The sequence below is a fragment of the Rhizobium sp. RU20A genome (assembly GCF_900155885.1).
Taxonomy (GTDB): domain Bacteria; phylum Pseudomonadota; class Alphaproteobacteria; order Rhizobiales; family Rhizobiaceae; genus RU20A.
This window is the reverse complement of record NZ_FTMB01000001.1, coordinates 216,694-240,324: the sequence shown is the minus strand read 5'-3', so window position 1 is coordinate 240,324 and position 23,631 is coordinate 216,694. Positions and strand designations below refer to the sequence as shown.

The following is a 23,631-nucleotide window of genomic DNA, read 5'->3' as shown; positions in this document are numbered from 1 at the left end:
CGGCGTCTCCGGCGGGGGGTACCGGTCACGCCCTCACATTCCTTTGTCGGCCCACCGGCTGCGATATCGCGCCGCCCTTCGGGCGAACCTTCGATACCTGACTGCCTGCTTCCTTGCGAACCTGCCGCGCTGGCGCTCACCTTCGATCGAAGAACACGTCGCCCGCCGCGATGCGCAGGCGTGGGCCATCATCTGTCTCGAGAATCAGGTGGCCAGTCTCATCGATATCGACGAAGCGGCCGGGGATCGACCGTTCGGTCAAATTCACCGTAATCGGCTGCCCGATGCCGTGGGCAGCACGACGCCAGGCCGCGACGATATCCGGCAATCCACGACCAGCATCCCACAGATCCAGCGCCGCCGCCATCTCCATGAAGAGATGGGTGAAGAGTTCGTCGGGGAGAACCGTGCCACCGGATGCGCGAATGGTCGTCACAGGATAAAGCCCGCTTTCGGGGGCCATCGCCACATTGACGCCGATGCCGATGACGACCGCATGCCGTCCATCCAGGAGACGCTCGCCCTCGATGAGGATGCCGCACATCTTGGCACCATCGATCAGGATATCGTTCGGCCACTTCACGGCAGCCTTGGCCCCATCCGGGGGCAGCACCGCCTGCACGGCCCGCTGCACGGCGATCGCGACGGCAAGCGGCAGGCTGACCAGCGCCTCCACCGGCGCCGCATCGATGAGGAGCAGCGACGCATAGAGATTGCCCGGCTCCGAGGACCAGGCCCGGCCGCGGCGCCCGCGCCCGCCGGTCTGGCGATCCGCGGTAATCCAGAGCCGCCCGGAATCACCAGACCGCGCCCGTTCGAGCGCGGTCGTGTTGGTGGAGACGGTCTCCGACAGATGCTCGTGGCGGAAGGCATCGAGCCGATGCCGCCCGGCAGATGACGCGGTGATCAAAAGAACGTCCGCGCCGCAACATCGGCCGCGCTGCCCAGCGGGCCGCCGATCAGGATATAGCCGACGACGAAGAGCGCCGAGAGGCCGAAGACGAGCCGCAGTTCGCCGGCGGTGCGGCCGAACTCGCCCTTGGGATCATCGAACCACATCAGCTTGATGACACGCAGGTAGTAGTAGGCGCCCACGACCGACGCGAGAACCCCGATGATGGCCAGCGCATAGAGCTTGGCTTCGATGGCCGCCATGAACACGAAGTACTTGGCAAAGAAACCAGCGAGCGGCGGAATGCCGGCCAGCGAGAACATCAGGATCGTCAGCACGACCGCCATGAAGGGCTTGGTCTGCGAGAGACCGGCCAGATCATCGGTGTTCTCGACCGCTTCGCCATCCTTGCGGCGCATGGCGAGGATGCAGGCGAAGGTACCAAGCGTCATGACCATGTAGATCAGCATGTAGATCAGCACGCCGCGCACGCCGGCCACGGAGCCGGAGGCGAGACCAACAAGCGCGTAGCCCATGTGACCGATCGACGAATAGGCCATCAGTCGCTTGATGTTCTTCTGGCCGATGGCCGCGAAGGAGCCGAGCACCATGGAGGCGATCGAGATGAAGACGATGATCTGCTGCCAGTCATGGCCGACCGGCTGGAAGGCTTCGATGACGATGCGCACCAGCATCGCCATGGCGGCAACCTTCGGTGCGGCCGCGAAGAAGGCGGTAACCGGCGTCGGAGCACCTTCATAAACGTCCGGCGTCCACATGTGGAACGGCACGGCCGAGATCTTAAAGGCGATGCCGGCCAGCACGAAGACGAGGCCGAAGACGAAACCGAGCGAGCGGGTTTCAGACGTCAGCGCCGTTGCGATCTCCGCAAAACCGGTATGGCCGGTGAAACCGTAGACCAGCGACATGCCGTAGAGCAAGAGACCCGAAGACAGCGCGCCCAGCACGAAGTATTTGAGGCCGGCTTCGGTGGACCGCAGGCTGTCGCGGTTGATGGCGGCGACAACGTAGAGGGCCAGCGACTGGAGTTCAAGCGCCAGATAGACCGAGATCAGGTCGTTGGCCGAGATCATCAGGAGCATGCCGAGCGTTGCCAGCACCACCAGAACCGGAAACTCGAAGCGATCAATCTGTTCCGAACGGGCATGGCCGACGGTCATGACGAGCGCGGTGATCGAGCCGATCAGCGCCAGCACCTTCATGAACTTGGCAAAGGCGTCCGAAACGAAGGCGCCGTTATAGGCAAGACCCTCCCCGGTGCGCAGCACGAGCCAGAGGCCGGCGATGATCAGCACCGCGACCGCCAGACCCGTGACGGTCGAGGTCGACTTCTCGCCGGAGAAGACGCCGATCATGAGAAGGATCAGCGCGCCAACGGCGAGGATCAGCTCCGGCGCCGAAAGCTGCAGGCTTATGATGAGGTTTTCAACCATTGTCCCACGGATCCTGTCGTCAGTTCACGGCCAGAGCCACGCTCTGCGCGGCCTGCAATGCGGCGGTATAGTTATTGATGAGCTGGTCCACCGAGGCGGCCGTGGCGTCGAACACCGGTGCCGGATAGACACCGAAGAAGATCGTCAGGATGACCATCGGATAAAGGATCAGCTTTTCGCGTGCCGAAAGATCGAGCAGCTTCTTCAGGCTTTCCTTTTCGAGCGCACCGAAGACGACGCGGCGATAGAGCCACAGCGCATAGGCAGCCGAGAGGATGACACCGGTGGCGGCAAAGAGCGCGACCCAGGTGTTGGCGCGGAAGGCGCCAAGCAGCGTCAGCGCTTCGCCGACGAAGCCGGAGGTGCCGGGAAGACCGACATTGGCCATGGTGAACACCATGAAGGCAACCGCGTATTTCGGCATGTTGTTGACGAGACCGCCATAGGCCGAAATCTCGCGGGTATGCAGACGGTCGTAGACGACACCGACGCAGAGGAAGAGCGCGCCCGAGACGATGCCGTGCGAGAGCATCTGGAACAGCGCACCCTGAACGCCCTGAACGTTGGCGGCGAAGATGCCCATCGTCACGTACCCCATGTGGGCGACGGACGAATAGGCGATCAGCTTCTTGATGTCCTGCTGCATCATCGCGACCAGCGAGGTGTAGATGATGGCGACGACCGACAGCGTGAAGACGAAGGGCGCGAAATAGTCGGACGCCAGCGGGAACATCGGCAGCGAGAAGCGCAGGAAGCCGTAGCCGCCGAGCTTCAGCAGGATGCCGGCAAGGATGACGGAACCGGCCGTCGGCGCCTGCACGTGGGCGTCCGGCAGCCAGGTGTGAACCGGCCACATCGGCATCTTCACCGCGAAAGAGGCGAAGAAGGCGAGCCACAGCCAAGTCTGCATCTCACGCGGGAAGCTGTAGGCAAGAAGTTCCGGAATGCTCGTCGTGCCAGCCTGCCAGTACATGGCCATGATGGCGAGCAGCATCAGCACGGAGCCGAGCAGCGTGTAGAGGAAGAATTTGTAGGAGGCGTAGACGCGATCCTTGCCGCCCCAGACACCGATGATGATGAACATCGGGATGAGGCCGGCTTCGAAGAAGACGTAGAAGAGCACGATGTCGAGCGACACGAAGACGCCGATCATCAGCGTTTCGAGCAGCAGGAAGGCGATCATGTAGCTCTTCAGGCGCTTTTCGACCGAGACCCAGCTCGCAAGCACGCAGAAGGGCATGAGGAAGGCGGAGAGCACCACGAACAGCACGGAGATACCGTCGACGCCGAGGTGATAGGAAATGCCGGTGCCGAGCCAGGCATGCTTCTCCACCATCTGGAAGCCCGGATTGGCGCTGTCGAAGTTGTACCAGATGTAAAGCGACACCACGAATGTGACGAGCGTCGTCAGCAACGAGACGTTCAGGATATTGCGGCGTCCGTAGGGGCTGTCCTCCCGCGTGAAGAGCAGGAGGAGAACGCCGACGAGCGGTATGAAGGTGACCGCGGAGAGGACGGGCCAGTCGATCATCACATGGAACTCCCGAGCATCATCCAGGTAACGAGCGCAGCGATACCGATGAGCATGACGAATGCGTAGTGGTAGAGGTAGCCGGTCTGCAGGCGAACGACACGATCGGTGACGTCCATGACGCGGGCGGCAATGCCGTTCGGGCCAAAGCCGTCGATGACGCGGCCGTCACCTTCCTTCCAGAGGAAGGTGCCGAGCCACTTGGCCGGGCGAACGAAGATGAAATCGTAGAGCTCGTCGAAGTACCACTTGTTGAGCAGGAAATTGTAGAGGCCATGGTGCTGCTTGGCGAGCACCTTCGGCGTCTGCGGCGACTTGATGTACATGTACCAGGCGGTGACGAAACCGAGGGCCATGGCAACGAAGGGGCTCCACTTCACCCAGAGCGGGACATGGTGGAACTCTTCGAGGATCTCGTTTTCCGGACCGGTGAAGAGAGCGCCCTGCCAGAACTCGGCATAGTGGTGGCCGAAGAAGTAGCCTTCGAAGAGCACGCCGGCGAGCACGGCACCTGCACCCAGAATGTAGAGCGGGATCAGCATGACAGCGGGCGATTCATGCACGTGGTGCATGACATGGTCCGAAGCGCGCGGCTTGCCGAAGAAGGTGAGAAAGGCAAGACGCCAGGAGTAGAAGCTTGTGAAAAGTGCCGCAATCACCAGCATCCAGAAGGCGAAGCCGGCGACGGCCGAATGGGATGCATAGGCCGATTCGATGATCACGTCCTTCGAGAAGAAGCCGGCAAAGCCGATCATCGTGCCGGGGATGCCGACGCCGGTCAGCGCCAGCGTTCCGATCGTCATCATCCAGAAGGTGACGGGAATGTGCTTCCTCAGGCCGCCCATGTAGCGCATGTCCTGCTCGCCATCGACGGCATGGATCACCGAGCCGGCACCAAGGAACAGGAGCGCCTTGAAGAAGGCGTGGGTGAAGAGGTGGAAGACGGCCGCGCCATAGGCGCCGACGCCGAGCGCCACGAACATGTAGCCGAGCTGCGAGCAGGTCGAATAGGCAATGACGCGCTTGATGTCGTTCTGCACGAGGCCGACGGTGGCCGCGAAGAAGGCGGTGATGGCACCGACGACGGTGACGACCATCAGCGCATCATGCGACAGTTCGAAGAGCGGCGACATGCGGGCGACGAGGAAGACGCCGGCGGTGACCATGGTCGCGGCATGGATGAGGGCCGAAACCGGAGTCGGGCCTTCCATGGCGTCCGGCAGCCAGGTGTGCAGCAGGAACTGCGCCGACTTGCCCATCGCGCCGAGGAAGAGAAGCAGGCAGGTCGCAGTGATCGCGTGGCCCTTGTCGAGGTGCATGCCAAAGAGCGTGATGACGGCATCGGCGCTTTGCGCAGCGCCTTCGGCCGGCAGGTAGGTCTTGGTCGCGGCGAAGATGACTTCGAAGTTGACCGAACCGAAGAGCACGAAGACCGAGAAGATGCCAAGGATGAAACCGAAGTCGCCGACGCGGTTGACGATGAATGCCTTCATGGCGGCGGCACTCGCCGAGGGCTTCTTGAACCAGAAGCCGATCAGGAGATAGGACGCCAGGCCCACGCCTTCCCAGCCGAAGAACATCTGCAGCAGATTGTCCGACGTCACCAGCATGAGCATGGCGAAAGTGAAGAGCGAGAGATAGGCGAAGAAGCGCGGCCGATGCGGGTCGTGGTGCATGTAGCCGATCGAATAGAGATGCACGAGCGTCGAGACCGTGTTGACCACGACGAACATCACTGCCGTCAGCGTGTCGACGCGGAAGGCCCATTCGACATCAAAGGTGCCGGACTGGATCCAGCGCAGCACGGCGACCTTGATCATCTCCTCTTCGCCGAGCGCGACGTGGAAGAAAGTGATCCAGGACAGCACCGCCACGATCATCATCAGGCCGGTGGTGACGAACTCGGACGCCTTGGCGCCGATGGCGCGGCCGCCGAGGCCGGCCACCAGAAAGCCGATCAAAGGCAGGAAGACGATTGCCTTGATAATGGTATCCATGAGCCGTCAGCCCTTCATCATGTTGACGTCTTCGACCGCGATGGAGCCGCGGTTACGATAGAAGACGACGAGAATTGCAAGTCCGATGGCCGCTTCGGCGGCCGCGACGGTCAGGATGAACAGCGCGAAAACCTGGCCGGTGATGTCGTTGAGGAAGGCCGAGAAGGCCACCATGTTGATGTTGACCGCCAGCAGGATCAGTTCCACCGACATCAGGATGACGATGACGTTCTTGCGGTTGATGAAGATGCCGAACACGCCGAAGACGAAGAGGATGGCGCTGACGGTGAGATAATGGCCGATACCGATTTCCATGTGCCTGTTTCCTTATGTCCCGCGCCTCAGACGCCCTGCCCCGGCTTTACCTTCACCACCTCGACGGCGGTGGCGGGCGTGCGCGCGACCTGCTCGGAAATATTCTGCCGCTTGATGTTGGTACGGTGACGCAGGGTCAGCACGATGGCGCCGATCATGGCCACCAGCAGCACCAGGCCGGCGATCTGGAAGAAGAAGACGTAGTGGGTGTAGAGCACGTCGCCGAGCTGCTGCGTATTCTGGCGCTCGGAAAGCGACCGCATCGGCATGGACACCGTCTTGGCGATCTCCGGCGAGAAGACGGAGCCGGCCACAACGATGATCAGTTCCGCCGCCAGGACGATGCCGACGAAGAAGCCGACGGGCGCATATTCCATCACCCCTGCCCTCAATTCGGCGAAATCGACGTCAAGCATCATGACCACGAAGAGGAAGAGAACCGCGACGGCGCCGACATAGACCACGAGCAGGATGAGCGCGAGGAATTCGGCGCCGGTCAGCAGGAAGAGACCGGCCGCATTGAAGAAGGTGAGGATCAGGAACAGAACCGAATAGACCGGGTTCCTGGCCGAGATCACCATGAAGGCCGACGCCACAGCGACGAAGGCGAAGAGATAGAAGAATAGAGTCTGCAGACCCATGGTCGGTGCCTTTTCGTCTTCCCCGGCGCAGATCCCGAGCGGATCCACCCCTTTGCGGGACCTGCCTGCGCTCCGGCCGGCATGCCCCTCTCGTCACGAACGTCCGCCGAGCCCTTCGGACCGGCGGAACGACAATTCCTGAAGCGCCCTTCCGCTCAGCGGTAGGGCGAGTCGATTGCGATGTTGCGGGCGATTTCCCGCTCCCAGCGATCGCCGTTCGAAAGCAGCTTGTCCTTGTCGTAGTACAGCTCTTCGCGGGTCTCGGTGGCGAATTCGAAGTTCGGGCCCTCGACGATCGCATCGACCGGGCAGGCCTCCTGGCAGAAGCCGCAATAGATGCACTTCACCATGTCGATATCGTAACGCACGGTACGGCGCGTGCCGTCGTTGCGGCGCGGACCGGCTTCGATGGTGATGGCCTGGGCGGGACAGATCGCTTCGCACAGCTTGCAGGCGATGCAGCGCTCTTCGCCGTTCGGATAGCGGCGCAGGGCATGTTCGCCGCGGAAGCGCGGGGAGACCGGGCCCTTTTCGAAGGGATAGTTCACCGTCGCCTTCGGCTTAAAGAAATAGCGCATCGACAGGAAGAAGGCCCCGACGAATTCCTTGAGGAACAGCGATCCGACGGCCTGGGAAAGACTTGCCATCTGCATTCTCCAGTTTTGCCGGCAAGGCCGGCCGGGTGGTGAAGCGCGGAAGATCCGCGCCTTACGCCATGCCCGTTAATTTCAGAACGAAGGCGGTGATGACGACCATCGCCAGCGAAATCGGCAGGAAGACCTTCCAGCCCAGACGCATCAGCTGGTCGTAGCGGTAGCGCGGCACGAAGGCCTTCACCATCGCGAACATGAAGAACACCATCGAGGCCTTGAGCACGAACCAGATGATGCCCGGGATCCAGTTGAGGAACCAGACGTCGACCGGCGGCAGCCAGCCCCCGAGGAAGAGGATCGTCGTCAGCGCGCACATCAGGCAGATCGCGGCATATTCGCCAAGCATGAACATCATGTACGGCGTCGAGCCATATTCCACCATGAAGCCGGCGACGAGTTCGGATTCAGCTTCCGGAAGGTCGAAGGGCGGGCGGTTGGTTTCGGCAAGGGCCGAGATGAAGAAGATCACGAACATCGGGAACAGCGCCAGCCAGTGCCAGTCGAGGAAGGATGGCGGCAGGCCAAGGCGCGTGCCGATGCCGTCATGCTGCGCCATGACGATGTCAGTGAGGTTCAGCGAGCCCACGCAAAGCAGCACGGTCACGATGACGAAGCCGATCGAGACTTCGTAGGAGACCATCTGCGCCGCCGAGCGCAGGGCACCGAGGAACGGGTACTTCGAGTTCGAAGCCCAGCCGCCCATGATAATGCCATAGACTTCAAGCGACGAGATCGCGAAAATGTAGAGGATGCCGACATTGATGTTGGCGATCACCCAGCCATTGTTGAGCGGCACAACGGCCCAGGTGGCGAGCGCCAGCGTCACGGAGACAAGCGGCGCCAGAAGGAAGATCACCTTGTTGGAGCCGGCCGGGATGATCGGCTCCTTGAAAACGAATTTCAAAAGGTCGGCGAAGGACTGGAAAAGCCCCCAGGGGCCCACCACATTCGGTCCGCGGCGCAGTTGCACTGCGGCCCAGATCTTGCGGTCGGCCAGAAGAATATACGCGATGAAGACGAGCAGCGCGACGAGCAGCAGCAACGACTGCCCGATCATGATGGCCGCAGGCCAGACATAGGTCGATACGAAAGAGTCCATCTTTACCAGATCCCCCGAGCCTATTCGGCCGCAGCCTTGAAGTTGTTGCGCGCCAGAGCCGAGCACTCCGCCATCACGGCAGAGGCACGGGCTATCGGGTTCGTCAAATAGAAGTCTTTGACCGGAGACGCAAACAGGGATTTGCCCATGTCACCGGCTTTTTGTGCAAGTGCAGCAATCTGGCCAGCTTCCACGGGCGCGATCTCATCGATTTCACCGAGATGCGGGAACTCCGCAACCATCTTCGCCCGCAGTTGCGCCAGCGAATCAAACGGCAGGCGCTTGCCGAGCACGTCGGAGAGCGCGCGCAGGATCGCCCAGTCCTCGCGGGCCTCGCCCGGCGCGAAGCCCGCGCGGTTGCCCTGCTGGACACGGCCTTCGGTGTTGACCCAGGTGCCGGATTTTTCCGTATAGGCCGCACCCGGCAGAATGACGTCGGCGCCATGGGCACCGGCATCGCCGTGGGAGCCGATGTAGACCGTGAAGCCCTTGCGTGCGGACAGGTCGATTTCGTCAGCGCCGAGCAGGAAGAGAAGCTGAGAGCCCGCAACGATGTCAGCCGCCGTCTTGCCGGCCGTGCCGGGGACGAAGCCGATGTCGAGACCGCCGACGCGGGAGGCGGCCGTGTGGAGGACGGCAAAGCCATTCCACTCGTCCGTGACGGCGCCGACGGCGCCGGCGAGCTTTGCAACTGCGGCGAGCACGGCCGCGCCGCCCGCACCCATCAGAGCCCCCTGCCCCACGATGATCATCGGGCGCTTGGCATTCGTCAGCACGCCATGGAAGCCGAGGTTGCCGGCGGCAAGGTCGGCCAGCGTATCGGTGCCGGCGCCGAGATAGTCGTAGGGGTAGCGCAGCTCGCCGCCTTCGCCGATCACGCCGATCGGGAAGTTGCCGAGCCGGTAGCGCTTGCGGATACGGGCATTGAGAACGGCTGCCTCATAGCGCGGATTGGCGCCGATGATCAGCAGCGCATCGGCGCTTTCGATGCCGGCGATGGTCGGATTGAAGAGGTAGGAGGCACGGCCGAGCGACGGATCGAGCGCGGCACCATCCTGGCGGCAATCGATGTCGGTTGAGCCGAGCGAGGCGATCAGCGCCTTCAGCGCATACTGCTCTTCGACAGAAGCCAGATCGCCGGAGATGGCGCCGATCGACGAACCGGCGGCGGCAACGGCGCCCTTGACGGCGGCGAAGGCTTCACCCCAGGTGGCGGGTTGCAGGCGGCCATCCTTCTTCACATACGGACGATCGAGACGCTGGGTCTTCAGACCATCCCAGATGAAGCGGGTCTTGTCGGAGATCCACTCTTCGTTGATCTCTTCATTGACGCGCGGCATGATGCGCATCACCTCGCGGCCGCGGGTATCGACGCGGATCGCCGAACCCAGCGCGTCCATGACGTCGATCGATTCGGTCTTGCCGAGTTCCCACGGACGGGCATGGAAGGCGTAGGGCTTGGACGTCAACGCGCCAACGGGGCAGAGGTCAACGACGTTGCCCTGCAGCTCCGACGTCATGGCCTGCTCGAGATAGGTGGTGATTTCCGCATCTTCGCCGCGGCCGATGAGGCCGAGTTCGGCAATGCCGGCGACTTCCGTCGTGAAGCGGACGCAGCGCGTGCAGTGGATGCAGCGGTTCATCACGGTCTTGACGAGCGGGCCGATATACTTGTCCTCGACGGCGCGCTTGTTCTCATTGTAGCGCGTCGAATCGATACCGAACGCCATGGCCTGGTCCTGCAGGTCGCATTCGCCACCCTGGTCGCAGATCGGGCAATCAAGCGGGTGGTTGATCAGCAGGAACTCCATCACGCCTTCGCGCGCCTTCTTCACCATTGGCGTGGTCGTGAAGACTTCCGGCGCCTCGCCGTTCGGGCCGGGGCGCAGGTCGCGCACGCCCATGGCGCAGGAGGCTGCCGGCTTCGGCGGGCCACCCTTCACCTCGATCAGACACATGCGGCAGTTGCCGGCGACCGACAGCCGCTCATGGAAGCAGAAGCGCGGCACCTCGGCGCCGGCTTCCTCGCATGCCTGCAGCAGCGTGAAGTGATCCGGAACCTCGATCTCTTTACCGTCGACTTTGAGCTTTGCCATCTTCGCACTCAATCCTGTGTTTCGAACCGGAGAGCCCTCCGGCAGTCATTCCCTGGGGCCTTGCGACCCCGTCCGTCCGCACCCCCTTGAAAGGATGCGGCCCGATCAGGCCTTGGCGACGATCGCCTTGGCCTTGCCAATCCAGTCATCGCGCACGACGCGGCCCGAGAGCCCCAATTGCGCGTCGATCCGCGTCGCTTCGTCCACCGACCAGCCGGCGATGGTGGCAACGCTCGTAATTCCCCGGGCGCGCAGTTCCTGCTCGACCCTTGGTCCGATACCGGCGATCTGCTTGAGATCGTCGGTGCCGACCGTCTTCGACCCGGCCGCCTTGCGCACCGGCTTGGCGGGCGCCTTGTCCGCCGTCTTGTCCGCCACCTTTGCAGCGACGGGTCCGGAAGCGACCGCAGCCGCCTTTGCCGCGCCGGCCTCCCCTTTGCCCGTCACCGCGACTGCGGACCCATCCACAGGCGCCGCCGTGAGCGCGGGAGCGGCTTTCGCCTTGCCGCGAGCCGGCGCCGTCAAAGCGGCCTTGCCCCCCATGCCCTCACCGGCCAAGGGCTTCGGATCGATCTCCGTCGCCTTGTCCGTCTTCTCCGGCGTCGCCTTCAGGGCGCTCGCAGCCGGCTTCACCTTCGTCTTGGCAGCGGTCGCGCCCGACACCGCCTTTGTCTTCTTCTCCGTCGCCGGTTTCACAGCGGCAACCGGCTCGGCCGTCTCTGTCTCCGCCATCGCAGCCGTAGCCACATCGGCTTCCGGCTTCGGTGCCACGACAGTCGGCGGTACCGCCGTCCTGGTGTCCGCTCCGCCGGCCTCATCGACCGCGGCGCTTGCTTCGCCCGCAGCGGCCGGCGCTTCAGCCTCGACCTCGTCCGGCGCCTCAACTGTGTCGACGGCGGCTTTCTCCATCGAGGCGGCGACGCCCTGCATCATGCCAGCGACAACGCCGGCCCACTGGCTGGCGATGCCGAATCCGATGGCCGTCGCGGCGGCCATGGCAGCCGTCGGATGCGTCATCAGCGGCGGGATTTTCACGCCCGCCACGTCCATCATCCCCTCGCCCGTCCCGAAAGCCGGACGGGCGGCGGAACCGGCGCCCGTTTCAGCGTCCATTTCCGTTACGCCTCGTGCACCGGCTTTTGTCATCGGCTTACTCCGCTGCCTCCAGCACCGCGCCATGCGGCGTGGCGTTGCGGGTGTATTCGTCGATCCGCTTTTCCATTTCCGGGCGGAAATGCTTGATCAGGCCCTGGATAGGCCAGGCGGCCGCATCACCAAGCGCACAGATCGTGTGTCCTTCGATCTGCTTCGTCACGTCGAAGAGCATGTCGATTTCGCGCTTCTGGGCGCGCCCCTGAACCATGCGTTCCATGACGCGCATCATCCAGCCCGTGCCTTCGCGGCACGGTGTGCACTGGCCGCAGCTCTCATGCTTGTAAAAGGCCGAGAGACGCCAAATCGCCTTGATGATATCGGTCGACTTGTCCATCACGATGACAGCGGCGGTGCCAAGACCGGAGCCGAGCGCACGCAGCCCGTCATAGTCCATAATGGCGTCCTTCATCTGCGCGCCGGGCACGCAGGGGACGGAGGAGCCGCCGGGAATGACGGCCAGCAGATTGTCCCAGCCGCCGCGAATGCCACCGCAATGGCGCTCGATCAGTTCCTCGAAGGTGATCGACATGGCGTCTTCCACCGTGCAGGGACGGTTGACGTGGCCGGAGACCGAGAAGAGCTTGGTGCCATGGTTGTTCTGGCGACCGAAAGATGTGTACCAGGCCGCGCCGCGGCGCAGGATGGTCGGCGCGACCGCGATCGACTCGACGTTGTTGACCGTCGTCGGGCAGCCGTAGAGACCCATATTGGCCGGGAATGGCGGCTTCAGGCGTGGCTGGCCCTTCTTGCCCTCGAGGCTTTCGAGCAGCGCTGTTTCTTCGCCGCAGATATAGGCGCCGGCGCCGTGATGCACGAAGATGTCGATGTCGTAGCCGAGCTTGTTGTTCTTGCCGAGCAGGCCGTAGTCGTAGCACTCGTCGATGGCGGCCTGCAGGGCCTCACGCTCGCGCATGAACTCGCCGCGCACATAGATGTAGGCGGTGTGGGCACCCATGGCAAAGCTGGCGATCACGCAGCCCTCGATCAGCGTATGCGGATCGTGGCGCATGATTTCGCGGTCCTTGCAGGTGCCGGGCTCCGATTCGTCGGCGTTGACGACGAGATAGTGCGGGCGACCGTCGGACTCCTTCGGCATGAAGGACCACTTCAAGCCCGTCGGGAAGCCGGCGCCACCGCGACCACGAAGGCCGGAAGCCTTCATCTCGTTGACGATCCAGTCGCGACCCTTTTCGAGGATTTCCTTGGTGCCGTCCCAATGGCCCCGCGACATGGCGCCCTTCAGCGACTTGTCCTTCAGGCCGTAAATATTGGTGAAGACGCGATCCTGATCCTTAAGCATGATTCACCTCTTTACCGCGGCTTCTTTCCGAAGACCCTGATGTACTCGGCTTCGCCGCCGGTGGCCAGCGCGTCCGCCTGGCGAATCCAGTCGTCGCGCTCGATTCGTCCCTTGAAATTCAGATAGCCGTCGACCCAGTCACTTTCGGCCTTCGTCCACTTTGAGATCTGGGCGTAAGTAAAAATGCCGAGGCCATGCAGGGTCTCTTCGATCTTCGGGCCGACGCCGGAGATCAGTTGCAGATCGTCGATGGTTGCGGGCCGCTCGATCCCGGCCGGACGGCTTTCGTCATCCAGCGACGGCTTGACCGTTGCATGGTTGACCTCGGCGGGTTCGACCGGCGTCTTGGCATTATCAGCACTTTCGGCCTTTGCCGTCAGGGGCGTCTTGACCGTCGGATCGGCCTCGTCGGCATCCGTCTTCGGCTTGGCAGCATTTTCTGCAGAGGGACCGCCTTCGGAAACGTCGCCGCCGGCATTCGTGTCGGTCTTTGCCGGCGCATCGGGCTCCGTCAGCGACGTCAGACCGCCAACCGGGGCCGAAAAGATGCGGTCGATCTGCGGGCCGGGCTTGATGTCGGCGCCGCGCCCGTTTTCGAAGCGATCGAGAATGTATTCGAACTGCGGAACCGTCAGATCCTCATAGGCATCCTTGAAGATCATCACCATCGGCGCGTTCACGCAGGCGCCCTGACACTCCACCTCTTCCCACGACAGCGTGCCCGCCTCGTTGAGATGGAAGGGCTCTGCATGGATCTTCTTCTTGCAGACCTTGATCAGATCTTCGGCGCCGCGCAGCATGCAGGGCGTCGTGCCGCAGACCTGGATATGGGCGAATTTGCCGACCGGCTTCAACTGGAACTGGGTGTAGAAGGTCGCGACTTCGAGCACGCGGATATAGGGCATATCCAGCATCTTGGCGACGGACTCGATGGCTGCCTTGGTGACCCAGCCATCCTGCTCCTGCGCGCGCATCAGAAGCGGGATGACGGCAGATTGCTGGCGCCCTTCCGGATATTTCCGGATGGTCGCTTCGGCCCAGGCCGCATTCTCGGCCGAAAAGGCGAAGCTTTGCGGCTGGACGCTCTCATCGGCAAGTCGACGAACGGACATTCTCGAACCCTATCAATTGATCGACCCGCACCGCGATTGCGCCAGGGTGGCAAAATCGCAGGCATAGGCCGACTTGTCTTTTTGCAGAAACACAATGGTGCGGTCGCCGTGGCGAACCGCCGCCCTGATCTCGTAGCCTTCGCTGACCAGCACGCCGACGGTCATGCCCGTATTGCCCTGGCTTTCGCCGCTGGCGGCATCAAGCGACGTTTCCTGGGCGAATGCACCGCCAAGGGACGTCAAAAGGGCAAGACAGGTGACGGCGGCAAGGCGCATCAGCGATCGACCTCCCCGAACACGATATCGAGCGAGCCCAGAATGGCCGAGACGTCGGCCAACTGGTGGCCGCGACAGATATAGTCCATCGCCTGAAGGTGGGCATAGCCCGGAGCGCGGATCTTGCAGCGATACGGCTTGTTGGTTCCGTCGGAGACGAGGAAGACGCCGAACTCGCCCTTCGGCGCCTCGACGGCCGCGTACACTTCGCCGGCCGGAACGTGATAGCCTTCGGTATAGAGCTTGAAGTGATGGATCAGCGCTTCCATCGACTTCTTCATCTCGCCGCGCTTCGGCGGCACGACCTTGCCGTCCAGCGAGGAGACCGGACCGGTCTTGGCGACGCCGAGGAGGCGATCGACGCACTGACGCATGATCTTGGCCGACTCGCGCATTTCAATCATGCGGATCAGGTAACGGTCGTAGCAGTCGCCGTTCTTGCCAATCGGAATGTCGAAGTCGAGGTCGGAATAGCACTCGTAGGGTTGCGAGCGACGCAGGTCCCAGGCCGCCCCCGAACCGCGCACCATCACGCCCGAAAAGCCCCAGGCCCAGCAATCATCGAGGCTGACAACGCCGATATCGACGTTGCGCTGCTTGAAGATGCGGTTGCCCGTCAAAAGCTCGTCGATGTCGTCAACGGTCTGCAGGAAGGGATCGATCCACTTGCCGATGTCCTCCACCAGCTGCTGGGGAATGTCCTGATGAACGCCGCCCGGGCGGATATAGGCGGCGTGCATGCGCGAGCCGCAGGCGCGCTCGTAAAACACCATCAGCTTTTCGCGCTCTTCAAAGCCCCAGAGCGGCGGCGTCAGCGCGCCGACGTCCATGGCCTGCGTCGTTACGTTCAAGAGATGCGAGAGGATGCGGCCGATTTCCGAATAGAGCACGCGGATCAGCTGGCCGCGGATCGGGACCGAAATCCCGAGCAGCTTTTCGACGGCCAGTGCATAGGCGTGCTCCTGGTTCATCGGCGCCACGTAATCGAGGCGGTCGAAATAAGGCACGGCCTGCAGATAGGTCTTCGTCTCGATCAGCTTCTCGGTGCCGCGATGCAGCAGCCCAATATGCGGGTCAACACGCTCGACGATTTCACCGTCCAGCTCCAGCACAAGACGCAAAACGCCGTGCGCCGCGGGATGCTGCGGTCCGAAGTTAATGTTGAAGTTACGGACGTTGTGTTCTGTCATTATCGGCGCGCTCCGCGCTTGAAGGGGGTAGCCAATAGGCAGTCGCCAGTAGGGTATTTATCGATCCGTACGTTCATTTCCGCCATCCTGCAAACTTCGGATCAACGACCTCAGCATCCGACCGATCTCATCGCTAGCCCGCATCAGCGGCTCAGTATCCCCATGGGACACACGCCGACGCGTGAAGACAGAATCAGATGCGTTTCCAATTCCTTCAAAGACCCTTGGGCGAACTTCAGATGCTGGATATAGAATCCTGTCGCATCGCGCCCGTGGCCTTCTGCAATGTTTGCAGCGACCGATGTCGAGGCTCGGCGGATCTGCGATGTCAGGCCAAACATCTCGTCGCGGGGAAATCGCCGCGTCAGTTCGTAACAGCCAACCGCCAGATCCATCGCCTTCTGCCAGACCTTCAGATCGCGATAGGAATTGATCGTCGTCTACCCGCTCCTTCTAGCTACCTACTGCCTATTGGCTACTGCCAACTGCCTCACTTTACGCCTTCGCCGCCTTTTCATCGCCCGGCAGCACGTATTCCGTGCCTTCCCAGGGAGAGAGGAAGTCGAAGTTGCGGAATTCCTGCTTCAGTTCCACCGGCTCGTAGACCACGCGCTTGGCTTCGTCGTCGTAGCGCACTTCGACGTAACCGGTGGTCGGAAAGTCCTTGCGCAGCGGATAACCCTCGAAACCATAGTCGGTGAGGATGCGTCGCAGGTCCGGGTGACCCGTGAAGAGAATGCCGTACATGTCGTAGGCTTCGCGCTCGAACCAGTCGGCGCCCGGATAGACGGATGTCGCGGACGGAACCGGATCATCTTCGCCGGTCGCGACCTTGACGCGGATGCGCAGGTTCTGGCGCGGCGACAGCAGATGGTAGACCACGTCGAAGCGATCAGGACGGGCGGGATAGTCGACGCCGCAAATATCCACGAGGTTGACGAATCCGCACTGCACGTCGTCACGCAAGAAGGTCAGCAGCGCAATGACCGAGGCACCCGTCGTCGTCAGCGTCAACTCGCCATAGGCAAGCGTTGCTTCCGTCACGAGCGCGCCGCGCGTCTCGCGGATATAGGAGGAAAGCTCGTTCAAGGCTTCACTCATGGTCTCATCCCCTCGCCTTACCGTTCGATCGTGCCGGTGCGGCGGATCTTCTTTTGCAGAAGCAGCACGCCGTAAAGCAGCGCTTCTGCCGTGGGGGGACAGCCCGGAACGTAGATATCGACCGGAACCACGCGGTCACACCCACGCACCACGGAATAGGAATAGTGATAATAGCCGCCGCCATTGGCACAGGAGCCCATGGAGATGACATAGCGCGGCTCAGGCATCTGGTCGTAGACCTTGCGCAGCGCCGGCGCCATCTTGTTGGTCAGCGTGCCCGCGACAATCATCACGTCGGACTGGCGCGGCGAGGCACGCGGCGCAAAGCCGAAGCGCTCGACGTCGTAGCGCGGCATGGAGAGCTGCATCATTTCGACGGCGCAGCAGGCGAGACCGAAGGTCATCCACATCAGCGAGCCGGTTCGGGCCCAGTTGATGAGCTCGTCCGTCGAGGTGACCAGAAAACCCTTGTCGGCGAGTTCATTGTTGATCTCGCCGAAGAACGCATCGTTGGCGCCAATCGGCTTGCCGGTCGAGGGATCAATGATCCCCTTCGGCTGCGGGGCAACGAGGGTGGTGCCGGTTGCTACTCCCATTCGAGCGCTCCCTTCTTCCATTCATAGACAAAGCCGATGGTCAGCACGAACAGGAACACCATCATCGACCAGAAACCGAACCAGCCGATTTCCGAGAAGGAAACCGCCCAGGGAAAGAGGAACGCCACCTCGAGGTCGAAGATAATAAAGAGGATCGACACCAGATAGAAGCGGATGTCGAATTTCATGCGCGCATCGTCAAAGGCGTTGAAGCCGCATTCGTAGGCCGACAGCTTCTCCGGATCCGGCGCCTTGAAGGCGACAGCGAAAGGCGCGACGAGAAGGGCAATGCCGATCACCAGCGAGATACCGATGAAGATGGCGATCGGAACGTAGGAGCCGAGAAGGTCAGTCATCTTGTCCGTCCAGGCCTGCAGGGAAGCTGCAACAGGAACGCGCTTCCATCAAACATATTGCAGGCAGAAAATATGTTGCAACGCCAGAGTGGTTAGCGCAGCCTTCGTTCCGGCGCAAGCCTCGTGAAAGCTTTTCCGCCGCTTCCCGGCACCGTCTTCGCACCCGCAAAAACCCCGCACCGCAGAAGGGCTTTGCGCCCAACATCTTCAAGGCAAGCCGCCAGCAAGAGCCGGACAATTTGACGCAGCGCAAAACGGCGGAAGACACCGACAATGGCGCCTTACTCCATGCCATATTCAAGAGGAAAGGAAAGAATGGCGCGAGTGACGGGGCTCGAACCCGCGACCTCCGGCGTGACAGGCCGGCACTCTAACCGACTGAGCTACACCCGCGCATTTCTTGGTGAACCGCCAGGCGGTCCGCCGTTTCGAAGCGGCAGCGCCGTTTCGATGAGCGGCTAACTACGGGGTTCCCTTTGGAGTGTCAAGCGCGATGAAAGACAAAATCGTGACATTTTTTGCGGAGCACCCTCAAAGCCCTGCACAGCAAGGAATCCATCTGCGAAGATTTTTCACAGTTCGGTCACGAGCCGGCAACGGCTCCACCATTTCAATGGTTTACAGCATCCGATCGCAATCGGCTTGGCATCATCCCTGCCGAATCCGCTTCTGACGAAGGGGGCGAACTGACGGGTTAAGGGCGTTTTGCGCCGACTTATCCACAGCGGCCTTCTCCCAGGGGCTCATTCGCCCGCACCACCTCAAAAAAATCGCTGAAAGTCGCATAAACTTCGCAAAGCCCTCTTGCGCATTCCCCGCGATCCGCATAGATCACGGCCACCAACGCGGCGGGCGATTAGCTCAGTTGGTAGAGCGCCTCGTTTACACCGAGGATGTCGGGAGTTCGAGTCTCTCATCGCCCACCATTCTTTCCCTTTGATTTCATTGCAAGTCCTTGCGCCGTAAGGTGTTTGTCCCATATTGACGTCACAAATCGCGTCACAAAATGGGTTTCTGATGGCTGGCAAACTCCGGCACTGGAAAGAGCGCAACGGCCGCTATTCCGCGAGAATCGTGGTTCCCCCTGCCCTACGGCCATATCTGGACGGTCGCGCCGAACTGGAAATCCAGCTTGGCGGCGACCGACGCGCGGCTATCCGCAATCATGCGGCTGCGGTCGCGTCCATCCAGCGACAGATCGGCATTGCCCGTGAGAAGCACGAGAAGGCAACCGGTGCTCAGCCGCAGCCGGCCCGCAATCCCCTCACAGCGCAAGAGATCGCCCTTCGCGACTATCAGGCGCAAATCGACTTCGATGCCGAGATCAGGAAGGCTGACCACCGCTATGCCCGCTTCGATGTTGATGCCGATGAAGCGCGCCGGTTCGTTGAAGGTTATGTCGGCCGACTGTCCGACGATCAGCTTGAAGAGCTGATCGGTGACCGACTGACCCGCGCCCGACTCGCTGGCAACACCGACGCGCCGAAAGGTAGCGCCGAATGGCGCGAGATCGCACAGGCCCTTTGCGTCTCATCCTATGAGGCTATGGCACGCGAAGCGGAACGCAACGAAGGTGACTTCACCGGCCGGCCGACTCATCCCCTTCTGGCAAACGCCTCGGCACCGACTGACGACGAACCGGAAGCGATCACCTTTGATGACGTGATCGATCAGGAAGCGGCGCGACGTGCGCGCGGCAAGAATGCCAAAGCCCTCCCCGCCCGGACGATCAAAAAATATCGAGATGACTGCGCATCCTTCGCAAAATGGCGAGGCGACACGAATGCCCTCACCGTCACGGCCGCAGAGGGCAAGAGCTGGATTGAAGCCATGCAAGACGCTGGCGACCTTCAGAATCGCACCGTGAAGGTAAAATTCCAAAACCTTCGGACGGTCTTAAATTGGGGCCGGCAGAACGACCCCACCAACTTCTTCCCGGCTGGCAATCCGCTCACGGGCATCAAGACACCCGACTACACCACGATGCCGTCATATCTGCGGACGTTCACGATGGACGAGGCGCGACTTGTGCTTCTGGCGGCACGCAAAGAATCAAAACCGTTGCTGCGCTGGATACCGTGGCTTTGCGCCTACTCCGGCATGCGCGTCAGCGAGGCAGGCAACCTGCACAAGGAAGACTTCTTCGAATCAGACGGCCGGTGGTTCTGGAAAGTGACGACGGTCGGGAACCGGGCTTTGAAGAACTTGAGCAGCGAGCGCCGTATTCCGGTGCATGCCGCGCTGATAAATGAGGGGCTTATCGATTTCGTGAAGGCCGCGCCGCCCGGCCGGCTGTTTAAGGGCGAGACCAAGGAAGACGTTTCGGTTCAGCCGCGCATGAGCACTTGGGTCCGCACACTGATTCCTTACGAGAAGCGGCCGGAGCTTTCGCCGAACCATGGGTGGCGTCACCTCTTTGAAGACCTCTGCCGGCGTTACCGCGTCCCGGAAGATGCCCAGCACTACATGACCGGCCGCACGAACGGCGGATCACAGCAGCATTACGGGCGAAGCGAAGTCATGCTTCCCGGTCTTGCCGCAGCGATGGACCAGATCGAAGACATTCCAATAGAACGCTGAATAGGATTATTTTCAGATAAATAGGAAATAATACACATTCAGGGATTCACAAGAGACTCCTAATGTGAGATTCTCGCCTCAAGTTAATTGAGGACAGATCACATGGTGCTCTCTCGTGGGTAAGCGGAAGTCAAAGAAGGCCGGCTCTTCTGTTGAGCGGAAGGCCTTTTCCATCAACAGCCCCGACTTCGCCGACCTTATCGGCTTCCGCCCTACCTATTCGGGTGTTAGCGTTGGTGGTCAGTCGGCGCTTTACGTGCCGGCTGTCCTTCAGGCTGTCCGGCTGATCTCGGAAACCATCGGCTCTCTTCCTTGCAAGCTCTACCGGGAAACCGCAGAGGGCAAGGAAGCGGCCAAGGATCATTCCGCCTATCGCATCGTTCACAAGCGCGCCAATGAATGGACCGGTGCCGGCGATCTCCGCACCCGCCTTACCGCCGACGCCCTCATTTACGGCAACGGCTTCGCCCGCGTCGTGCGTTTCGAAGACGGCAGCCCCTTTGAACTGCACCGCCTGAAGCCCGGCAGCGTCTCAGCTCTTGAGAACGCCGTGACCGGAGCGCCCGTCTATCGCGTCTCAGAGAAGGCCGGCAGCCGCGACTATCCGCACACAGAAATCCTTCACGTCCCGTCGTTCCTCGCAACCTCGCCGATCACGTTCGGCAAGGAAGGCATTGGCCTTGCCGCGATCCTTGAGCGCCACGGCGCACAGTTCTTCGGCTCCGGCGCTCGCCCGACCGGCATCATTTCCAATGACAAGCCGCAGGGCAGCGAAGCCGGCGCGAAGACGATGGCGAACGTCCGTGCTTCGTTTGACGAATGGCAGAAGGGCGGCGGGCCGCTCTTTCTCGATAGCGGATGGACCTACGACCAGCCGGCCATGACCTCGACCGATGCGCAGTTCCTTGAGCACCGGCTTGAACAGGTCCGCGAGATTGCCCGCGTCTTCGGCGTTCCGCCGACCATGCTTTTCGAGCTTACCCGTGGGACATGGTCGAACACCGAACAGATGGGCGCACAGTTCCTTCAGCTTTGCCTTCGTCCGTGGCTGGACCGCTGGACGGACGCCATGACGACCGTTCTTCTCAGCGAGGACGAACAGGACGACCACTATTTCGAGTTTGTCACCGACGACCTGATGCGCGCCGATGCGGCCAGCCGCACGGCGAACATGACCGCCCTTGTGACCAATCGCATCATGACCCCGAACGAGGTCCGCGCGATCCTCAACCTTCCGCCGCTTCCCGGTGGCGACGAACTTTCCAACCCGCACACGACCAGCAATGCCGCGCCCGCACCGGCCCCGGCAAAGGAACCCGCATGATCGAATACCGCACCTTTTTCGGCGACGGCGAAAAGACCTTCGCATTCCCGACCTGCGAACTCATCGAAGAGCTTGAGCGCGTCACCGGCCACGGCATCGGCGCGCTGCATTGGCGTCTCGCCAACGAACAGTTTTCCTTCAAGGACGCGCTTCAGGTCATCCGCCTGGGACTGATCGGCGGCGGGCTCGCACCCCGCGAAGCCGACCAGCTAGCCGCGCTCTATTGCATTGGCAGGCCGTGGCGTGAGTCTCATTTCGTTGCGCTCGGCATTCTGAACACCGTCTTTCACGGCGCACCGGAAACCGAAGAGACTGACGACGACTTCGGCTTCCCACAGGACGACACGCAAAAGGCAGCAGCGGCCGGCGATCTCTCCGCAGCGATCAACGCGGCCTATTCGGACGTTGCCGCATGACCGACCGCCTCGAAATCAAGGCCGCTCTCTCGGTTGACGACGCCGGCACCATCACCGGCATTGCTTGGCCGTTCGGCTCGCCGGATCGCGTCGGCGACGTAATCGAGAAGGGCGCTATCGCCTCGCCGGAAGTCCTGCCGATGCTCTTCGCCCATGATCAGGCGCAAGTCATCGGCGTCTGGGACCAGATCGAAGAGACCCCGGACGGCCTCACGGTGAAGGGCCGCTTGCTCGTGGACGACGTGGAACGCGCCCGCGAAGTGCGCGCCATGATCCGCAACAAGGCCGTATCCGGCCTGTCCATCGGCTTCCGCACGAAGTCCGCCAAGCCCCGCCAGCGCGGCCGGACAATCACAGCCCTCGACCTTCACGAAATCTCAGTTGTCGCCGTTCCCAGCCATCCCGGCGCGCAAATCACGTCAGTTAAGGCCGCCGATGGCACGGCAGACCAGAAGGAAATGACCTTGGAAAACGAAGAACTCGAACTGAAGAATGATCCGGTGATCTCGCCGGAAGACCTGAAGGCACTCAAGGCAGACGTTGCCACCATCAAGGCGAAGCTTGCCCGCCCGACGGCCGCGAACAACAACCATCCGGCCGCCGGCAACGATAATCTCGAATGCAAGGCGTTCGGCTCTTACCTGCGCGGCGGCATCGAACGCACTGCGGTTGACGAAGCCAAGGCGCTCACCATCGGCAGCGACGCTAACGGCGGCTACCTCGCTCCTGAAGAATTCGGCAGCGAGCTTATCAAGCTTCTGCGCGAATACTCTCCGATCCGGCAGTATGCGCGCGTCGTGAACATCACGGCATCCGAAATCAAGTATCCGCGCCGCGTCACGGGCACGGCCGCAACGTGGGTGGCCGAAATCGGCGACCGGACCGAAAGCGGCATGACCTTTGAACAGGTGACGCTTGCCCCTTATGAACTGGCTACCTTCACCGACGTGTCGAACCAGCTTCTCGCCGACAATGCTTATGGGCTGGAAGGCGAACTTCTCTCTGACTTCGCCGAAAGCTTCGGCATCACCGAAGGCCTTGCCTTCGTCAAGGGAACCGGTGTCGGCCAGCCGAAGGGCATTATGACCGCCACGGGCATCAAGGAAGTGAAGACGGGCGTCGCCGCTGCCTTCCCGTCTACAAACCCCGCCGACGTTATCATCGGCATGTATCATGAGCTTGCTACGAGCCATGCCGCAAACGGCGTCTGGATCATGAACCGCAAGACGCTCGGCACCATTCGCCAGTGGAAGGACGGCACGGGCCGTTACCTTGTCCTTGATCCGATCTCCGCAGGCGGTGCTTCCACGCTTCTCGGACGTCCGATTGTCGAAGTGCCGGACATGGATGACATCGGCGCGGGCAAGTATCCGATCCTGTTCGGCGACCTGTCCGGCTATCGCATCGTTGATCGCGCTTCGCTCGAGATGCTGCGCGATCCCTACACCATCAAGCTCAAGGGGCAGACTCGCTTTCATGCTTGGAAGCGCGTCGGTGCGGACGTCACGCATCCCGACCGCTTCGTGAAGCTGAAGGTTTCGGCCTAA

21 protein-coding genes, 2 tRNA genes and 1 pseudogene are annotated in these 23,631 nt (G+C 61.8%); 5 read left to right on the top strand and 19 right to left on the bottom strand.

The window, feature by feature from the left end:
• Positions 1 to 136 precede the first annotated feature (136 nt).
• From F3H41_RS01165 to F3H41_RS01075, 19 genes and pseudogenes are all read right to left on the bottom strand, one after another.
• The gene (locus F3H41_RS01165; RefSeq protein WP_244616041.1) at positions 137 to 910 is read right to left on the bottom strand and encodes a biotin--[acetyl-CoA-carboxylase] ligase; all 774 of its coding nucleotides are present in this window, start codon (positions 908 to 910) and stop codon (positions 137 to 139) included.
• Positions 907 to 2,346: an NADH-quinone oxidoreductase subunit NuoN gene (gene nuoN / locus F3H41_RS01160; protein WP_149736762.1), complete on the bottom strand. Its 1,440-nt coding sequence runs from the start codon at positions 2,344 to 2,346 to the stop codon at positions 907 to 909. The genes F3H41_RS01165 and nuoN overlap by 4 nt, the downstream gene beginning before the upstream one ends.
• A gap of 19 nt (positions 2,347 to 2,365) precedes the next feature.
• On the bottom strand, positions 2,366 to 3,877 hold the full coding sequence (locus F3H41_RS01155) for an NADH-quinone oxidoreductase subunit M (protein WP_149736761.1): 1,512 nt from the start codon (positions 3,875 to 3,877) through the stop codon (positions 2,366 to 2,368).
• Positions 3,877 to 5,874 carry an NADH-quinone oxidoreductase subunit L gene (nuoL, locus tag F3H41_RS01150; RefSeq protein ID WP_149736760.1) on the bottom strand — a complete coding sequence of 666 codons (1,998 nt, stop codon included), beginning with the start codon at positions 5,872 to 5,874 and terminating at the stop codon, positions 3,877 to 3,879. Before nuoL ends, F3H41_RS01155 begins: the two co-directional genes overlap by 1 nt.
• A gap of 6 nt (positions 5,875 to 5,880) precedes the next feature.
• Positions 5,881 to 6,189: an NADH-quinone oxidoreductase subunit NuoK gene (gene nuoK, locus F3H41_RS01145; RefSeq protein ID WP_149736759.1), complete on the bottom strand. Its 309-nt coding sequence runs from the start codon at positions 6,187 to 6,189 to the stop codon at positions 5,881 to 5,883.
• Between the two features lie 26 nt (positions 6,190 to 6,215).
• On the bottom strand, positions 6,216 to 6,830 hold the full coding sequence (locus F3H41_RS01140) for an NADH-quinone oxidoreductase subunit J (RefSeq protein WP_149736758.1): 615 nt from the start codon (positions 6,828 to 6,830) through the stop codon (positions 6,216 to 6,218).
• Positions 6,831 to 6,985: 155 nt separating this feature from the next.
• Positions 6,986 to 7,477: an NADH-quinone oxidoreductase subunit NuoI gene (gene nuoI / locus F3H41_RS01135; RefSeq protein ID WP_149736757.1), complete on the bottom strand. Its 492-nt coding sequence runs from the start codon at positions 7,475 to 7,477 to the stop codon at positions 6,986 to 6,988.
• A 61-nt stretch (positions 7,478 to 7,538) separates the two neighbouring features.
• Positions 7,539 to 8,582: an NADH-quinone oxidoreductase subunit NuoH gene (gene nuoH, locus F3H41_RS01130; protein WP_149736756.1), complete on the bottom strand. Its 1,044-nt coding sequence runs from the start codon at positions 8,580 to 8,582 to the stop codon at positions 7,539 to 7,541.
• A 20-nt stretch (positions 8,583 to 8,602) separates the two neighbouring features.
• A complete protein-coding gene (nuoG, locus tag F3H41_RS01125) occupies positions 8,603 to 10,678 on the bottom strand; it encodes an NADH-quinone oxidoreductase subunit NuoG (protein ID WP_149736755.1) in 2,076 nt (691 codons plus the stop codon).
• A gap of 105 nt (positions 10,679 to 10,783) precedes the next feature.
• A complete protein-coding gene (locus F3H41_RS01120) occupies positions 10,784 to 11,791 on the bottom strand; it encodes a hypothetical protein (RefSeq protein ID WP_188129304.1) in 1,008 nt (335 codons plus the stop codon).
• Between the two features lie 37 nt (positions 11,792 to 11,828).
• Positions 11,829 to 13,133, bottom strand: coding sequence for an NADH-quinone oxidoreductase subunit NuoF (gene nuoF / locus F3H41_RS01115; protein ID WP_149736753.1), 1,305 nt, complete (start codon positions 13,131 to 13,133; stop codon positions 11,829 to 11,831).
• A gap of 11 nt (positions 13,134 to 13,144) precedes the next feature.
• The gene (gene nuoE, locus F3H41_RS01110; protein ID WP_149736752.1) at positions 13,145 to 14,245 is read right to left on the bottom strand and encodes an NADH-quinone oxidoreductase subunit NuoE; all 1,101 of its coding nucleotides are present in this window, start codon (positions 14,243 to 14,245) and stop codon (positions 13,145 to 13,147) included.
• Between the two features lie 12 nt (positions 14,246 to 14,257).
• Positions 14,258 to 14,521 (bottom strand): hypothetical protein, encoded by a 264-nt coding sequence (locus F3H41_RS01105; protein WP_149736751.1) that lies wholly within the window; start codon positions 14,519 to 14,521, stop codon positions 14,258 to 14,260.
• Positions 14,521 to 15,711: an NADH-quinone oxidoreductase subunit D gene (locus F3H41_RS01100; RefSeq protein ID WP_149736750.1), complete on the bottom strand. Its 1,191-nt coding sequence runs from the start codon at positions 15,709 to 15,711 to the stop codon at positions 14,521 to 14,523. Before F3H41_RS01100 ends, F3H41_RS01105 begins: the two co-directional genes overlap by 1 nt.
• 57 nt (positions 15,712 to 15,768) lie before the next feature.
• A pseudogene (locus F3H41_RS01095) lies at positions 15,769 to 16,106 on the bottom strand (four helix bundle protein).
• A gap of 100 nt (positions 16,107 to 16,206) precedes the next feature.
• A complete protein-coding gene (locus tag F3H41_RS01090) occupies positions 16,207 to 16,812 on the bottom strand; it encodes an NADH-quinone oxidoreductase subunit C (RefSeq protein WP_149736749.1) in 606 nt (201 codons plus the stop codon).
• 17 nt (positions 16,813 to 16,829) lie between these two features.
• Entirely contained in the window at positions 16,830 to 17,408 is a 579-nt protein-coding gene (locus F3H41_RS01085; RefSeq protein WP_149736748.1) for an NADH-quinone oxidoreductase subunit B, read from the bottom strand.
• Complete coding sequence (locus tag F3H41_RS01080) at positions 17,399 to 17,764, bottom strand: NADH-quinone oxidoreductase subunit A (RefSeq protein WP_149736747.1); 366 nt, start codon at positions 17,762 to 17,764, stop codon at positions 17,399 to 17,401. The genes F3H41_RS01085 and F3H41_RS01080 overlap by 10 nt, the downstream gene beginning before the upstream one ends.
• A 316-nt stretch (positions 17,765 to 18,080) precedes the next feature.
• Positions 18,081 to 18,157: transfer RNA gene (locus F3H41_RS01075), tRNA-Asp, on the bottom strand.
• A 457-nt stretch (positions 18,158 to 18,614) separates the two neighbouring features.
• Between F3H41_RS01075 and F3H41_RS01070 the strand changes: the two genes are divergently transcribed.
• The 5 genes from F3H41_RS01070 to F3H41_RS01050 all read left to right on the top strand — a co-directional run bounded on the left by F3H41_RS01070 (position 18,615) and on the right by F3H41_RS01050 (position 23,631).
• Positions 18,615 to 18,690: transfer RNA gene (locus tag F3H41_RS01070), tRNA-Val, on the top strand.
• A gap of 91 nt (positions 18,691 to 18,781) precedes the next feature.
• Positions 18,782 to 20,344, top strand: a complete 1,563-nt coding sequence (locus F3H41_RS01065; RefSeq protein ID WP_149736746.1) for an integrase — start codon at positions 18,782 to 18,784, stop codon at positions 20,342 to 20,344.
• Positions 20,345 to 20,459: 115 nt separating this feature from the next.
• The gene (locus tag F3H41_RS01060) at positions 20,460 to 21,668 is read left to right on the top strand and encodes a phage portal protein (protein ID WP_149736745.1); all 1,209 of its coding nucleotides are present in this window, start codon (positions 20,460 to 20,462) and stop codon (positions 21,666 to 21,668) included.
• Complete coding sequence (locus tag F3H41_RS01055) at positions 21,665 to 22,084, top strand: gene transfer agent family protein (protein ID WP_149736744.1); 420 nt, start codon at positions 21,665 to 21,667, stop codon at positions 22,082 to 22,084. The genes F3H41_RS01060 and F3H41_RS01055 overlap by 4 nt, the downstream gene beginning before the upstream one ends.
• Positions 22,081 to 23,631, top strand: coding sequence for a phage major capsid protein (locus F3H41_RS01050; RefSeq protein ID WP_149736743.1), 1,551 nt, complete (start codon positions 22,081 to 22,083; stop codon positions 23,629 to 23,631). Before F3H41_RS01055 ends, F3H41_RS01050 begins: the two co-directional genes overlap by 4 nt.

Bases quoted from the DNA above. Each gene is read 5' to 3' on its own strand.
- nuoN (WP_149736762.1), bottom strand. From the start codon at position 2,346: ATGGTTGAAAACCTCATCATAAGCCTGCAGCTTTCGGCGCCGGAGCTG.
- F3H41_RS01155 (WP_149736761.1), bottom strand. From the start codon at position 3,877: ATGATCGACTGGCCCGTCCTCTCCGCGGTCACCTTCATACCGCTCGTC.
- nuoL (WP_149736760.1), bottom strand. From the start codon at position 5,874: ATGGATACCATTATCAAGGCAATCGTCTTCCTGCCTTTGATCGGCTTT.
- nuoK (WP_149736759.1), bottom strand. From the start codon at position 6,189: ATGGAAATCGGTATCGGCCATTATCTCACCGTCAGCGCCATCCTCTTC.
- F3H41_RS01140 (WP_149736758.1), bottom strand. From the start codon at position 6,830: ATGGGTCTGCAGACTCTATTCTTCTATCTCTTCGCCTTCGTCGCTGTG.
- nuoI (WP_149736757.1), bottom strand. From the start codon at position 7,477: ATGGCAAGTCTTTCCCAGGCCGTCGGATCGCTGTTCCTCAAGGAATTC.
- nuoH (WP_149736756.1), bottom strand. From the start codon at position 8,582: ATGGACTCTTTCGTATCGACCTATGTCTGGCCTGCGGCCATCATGATC.
- nuoG (WP_149736755.1), bottom strand. From the start codon at position 10,678: ATGGCAAAGCTCAAAGTCGACGGTAAAGAGATCGAGGTTCCGGATCAC.
- F3H41_RS01120 (WP_188129304.1), bottom strand. From the start codon at position 11,791: ATGGACGCTGAAACGGGCGCCGGTTCCGCCGCCCGTCCGGCTTTCGGG.
- nuoF (WP_149736753.1), bottom strand. From the start codon at position 13,133: ATGCTTAAGGATCAGGATCGCGTCTTCACCAATATTTACGGCCTGAAG.
- nuoE (WP_149736752.1), bottom strand. From the start codon at position 14,245: ATGTCCGTTCGTCGACTTGCCGATGAGAGCGTCCAGCCGCAAAGCTTC.
- F3H41_RS01105 (WP_149736751.1), bottom strand. From the start codon at position 14,521: ATGCGCCTTGCCGCCGTCACCTGTCTTGCCCTTTTGACGTCCCTTGGC.
- F3H41_RS01100 (WP_149736750.1), bottom strand. From the start codon at position 15,711: ATGACAGAACACAACGTCCGTAACTTCAACATTAACTTCGGACCGCAG.
- F3H41_RS01090 (WP_149736749.1), bottom strand. From the start codon at position 16,812: ATGAGTGAAGCCTTGAACGAGCTTTCCTCCTATATCCGCGAGACGCGC.
- F3H41_RS01085 (WP_149736748.1), bottom strand. From the start codon at position 17,408: ATGGGAGTAGCAACCGGCACCACCCTCGTTGCCCCGCAGCCGAAGGGG.
- F3H41_RS01080 (WP_149736747.1), bottom strand. From the start codon at position 17,764: ATGACTGACCTTCTCGGCTCCTACGTTCCGATCGCCATCTTCATCGGT.
- F3H41_RS01065 (WP_149736746.1), top strand. From the start codon at position 18,782: ATGGCTGGCAAACTCCGGCACTGGAAAGAGCGCAACGGCCGCTATTCC.
- F3H41_RS01055 (WP_149736744.1), top strand. From the start codon at position 21,665: ATGATCGAATACCGCACCTTTTTCGGCGACGGCGAAAAGACCTTCGCA.
- F3H41_RS01050 (WP_149736743.1), top strand. From the start codon at position 22,081: ATGACCGACCGCCTCGAAATCAAGGCCGCTCTCTCGGTTGACGACGCC.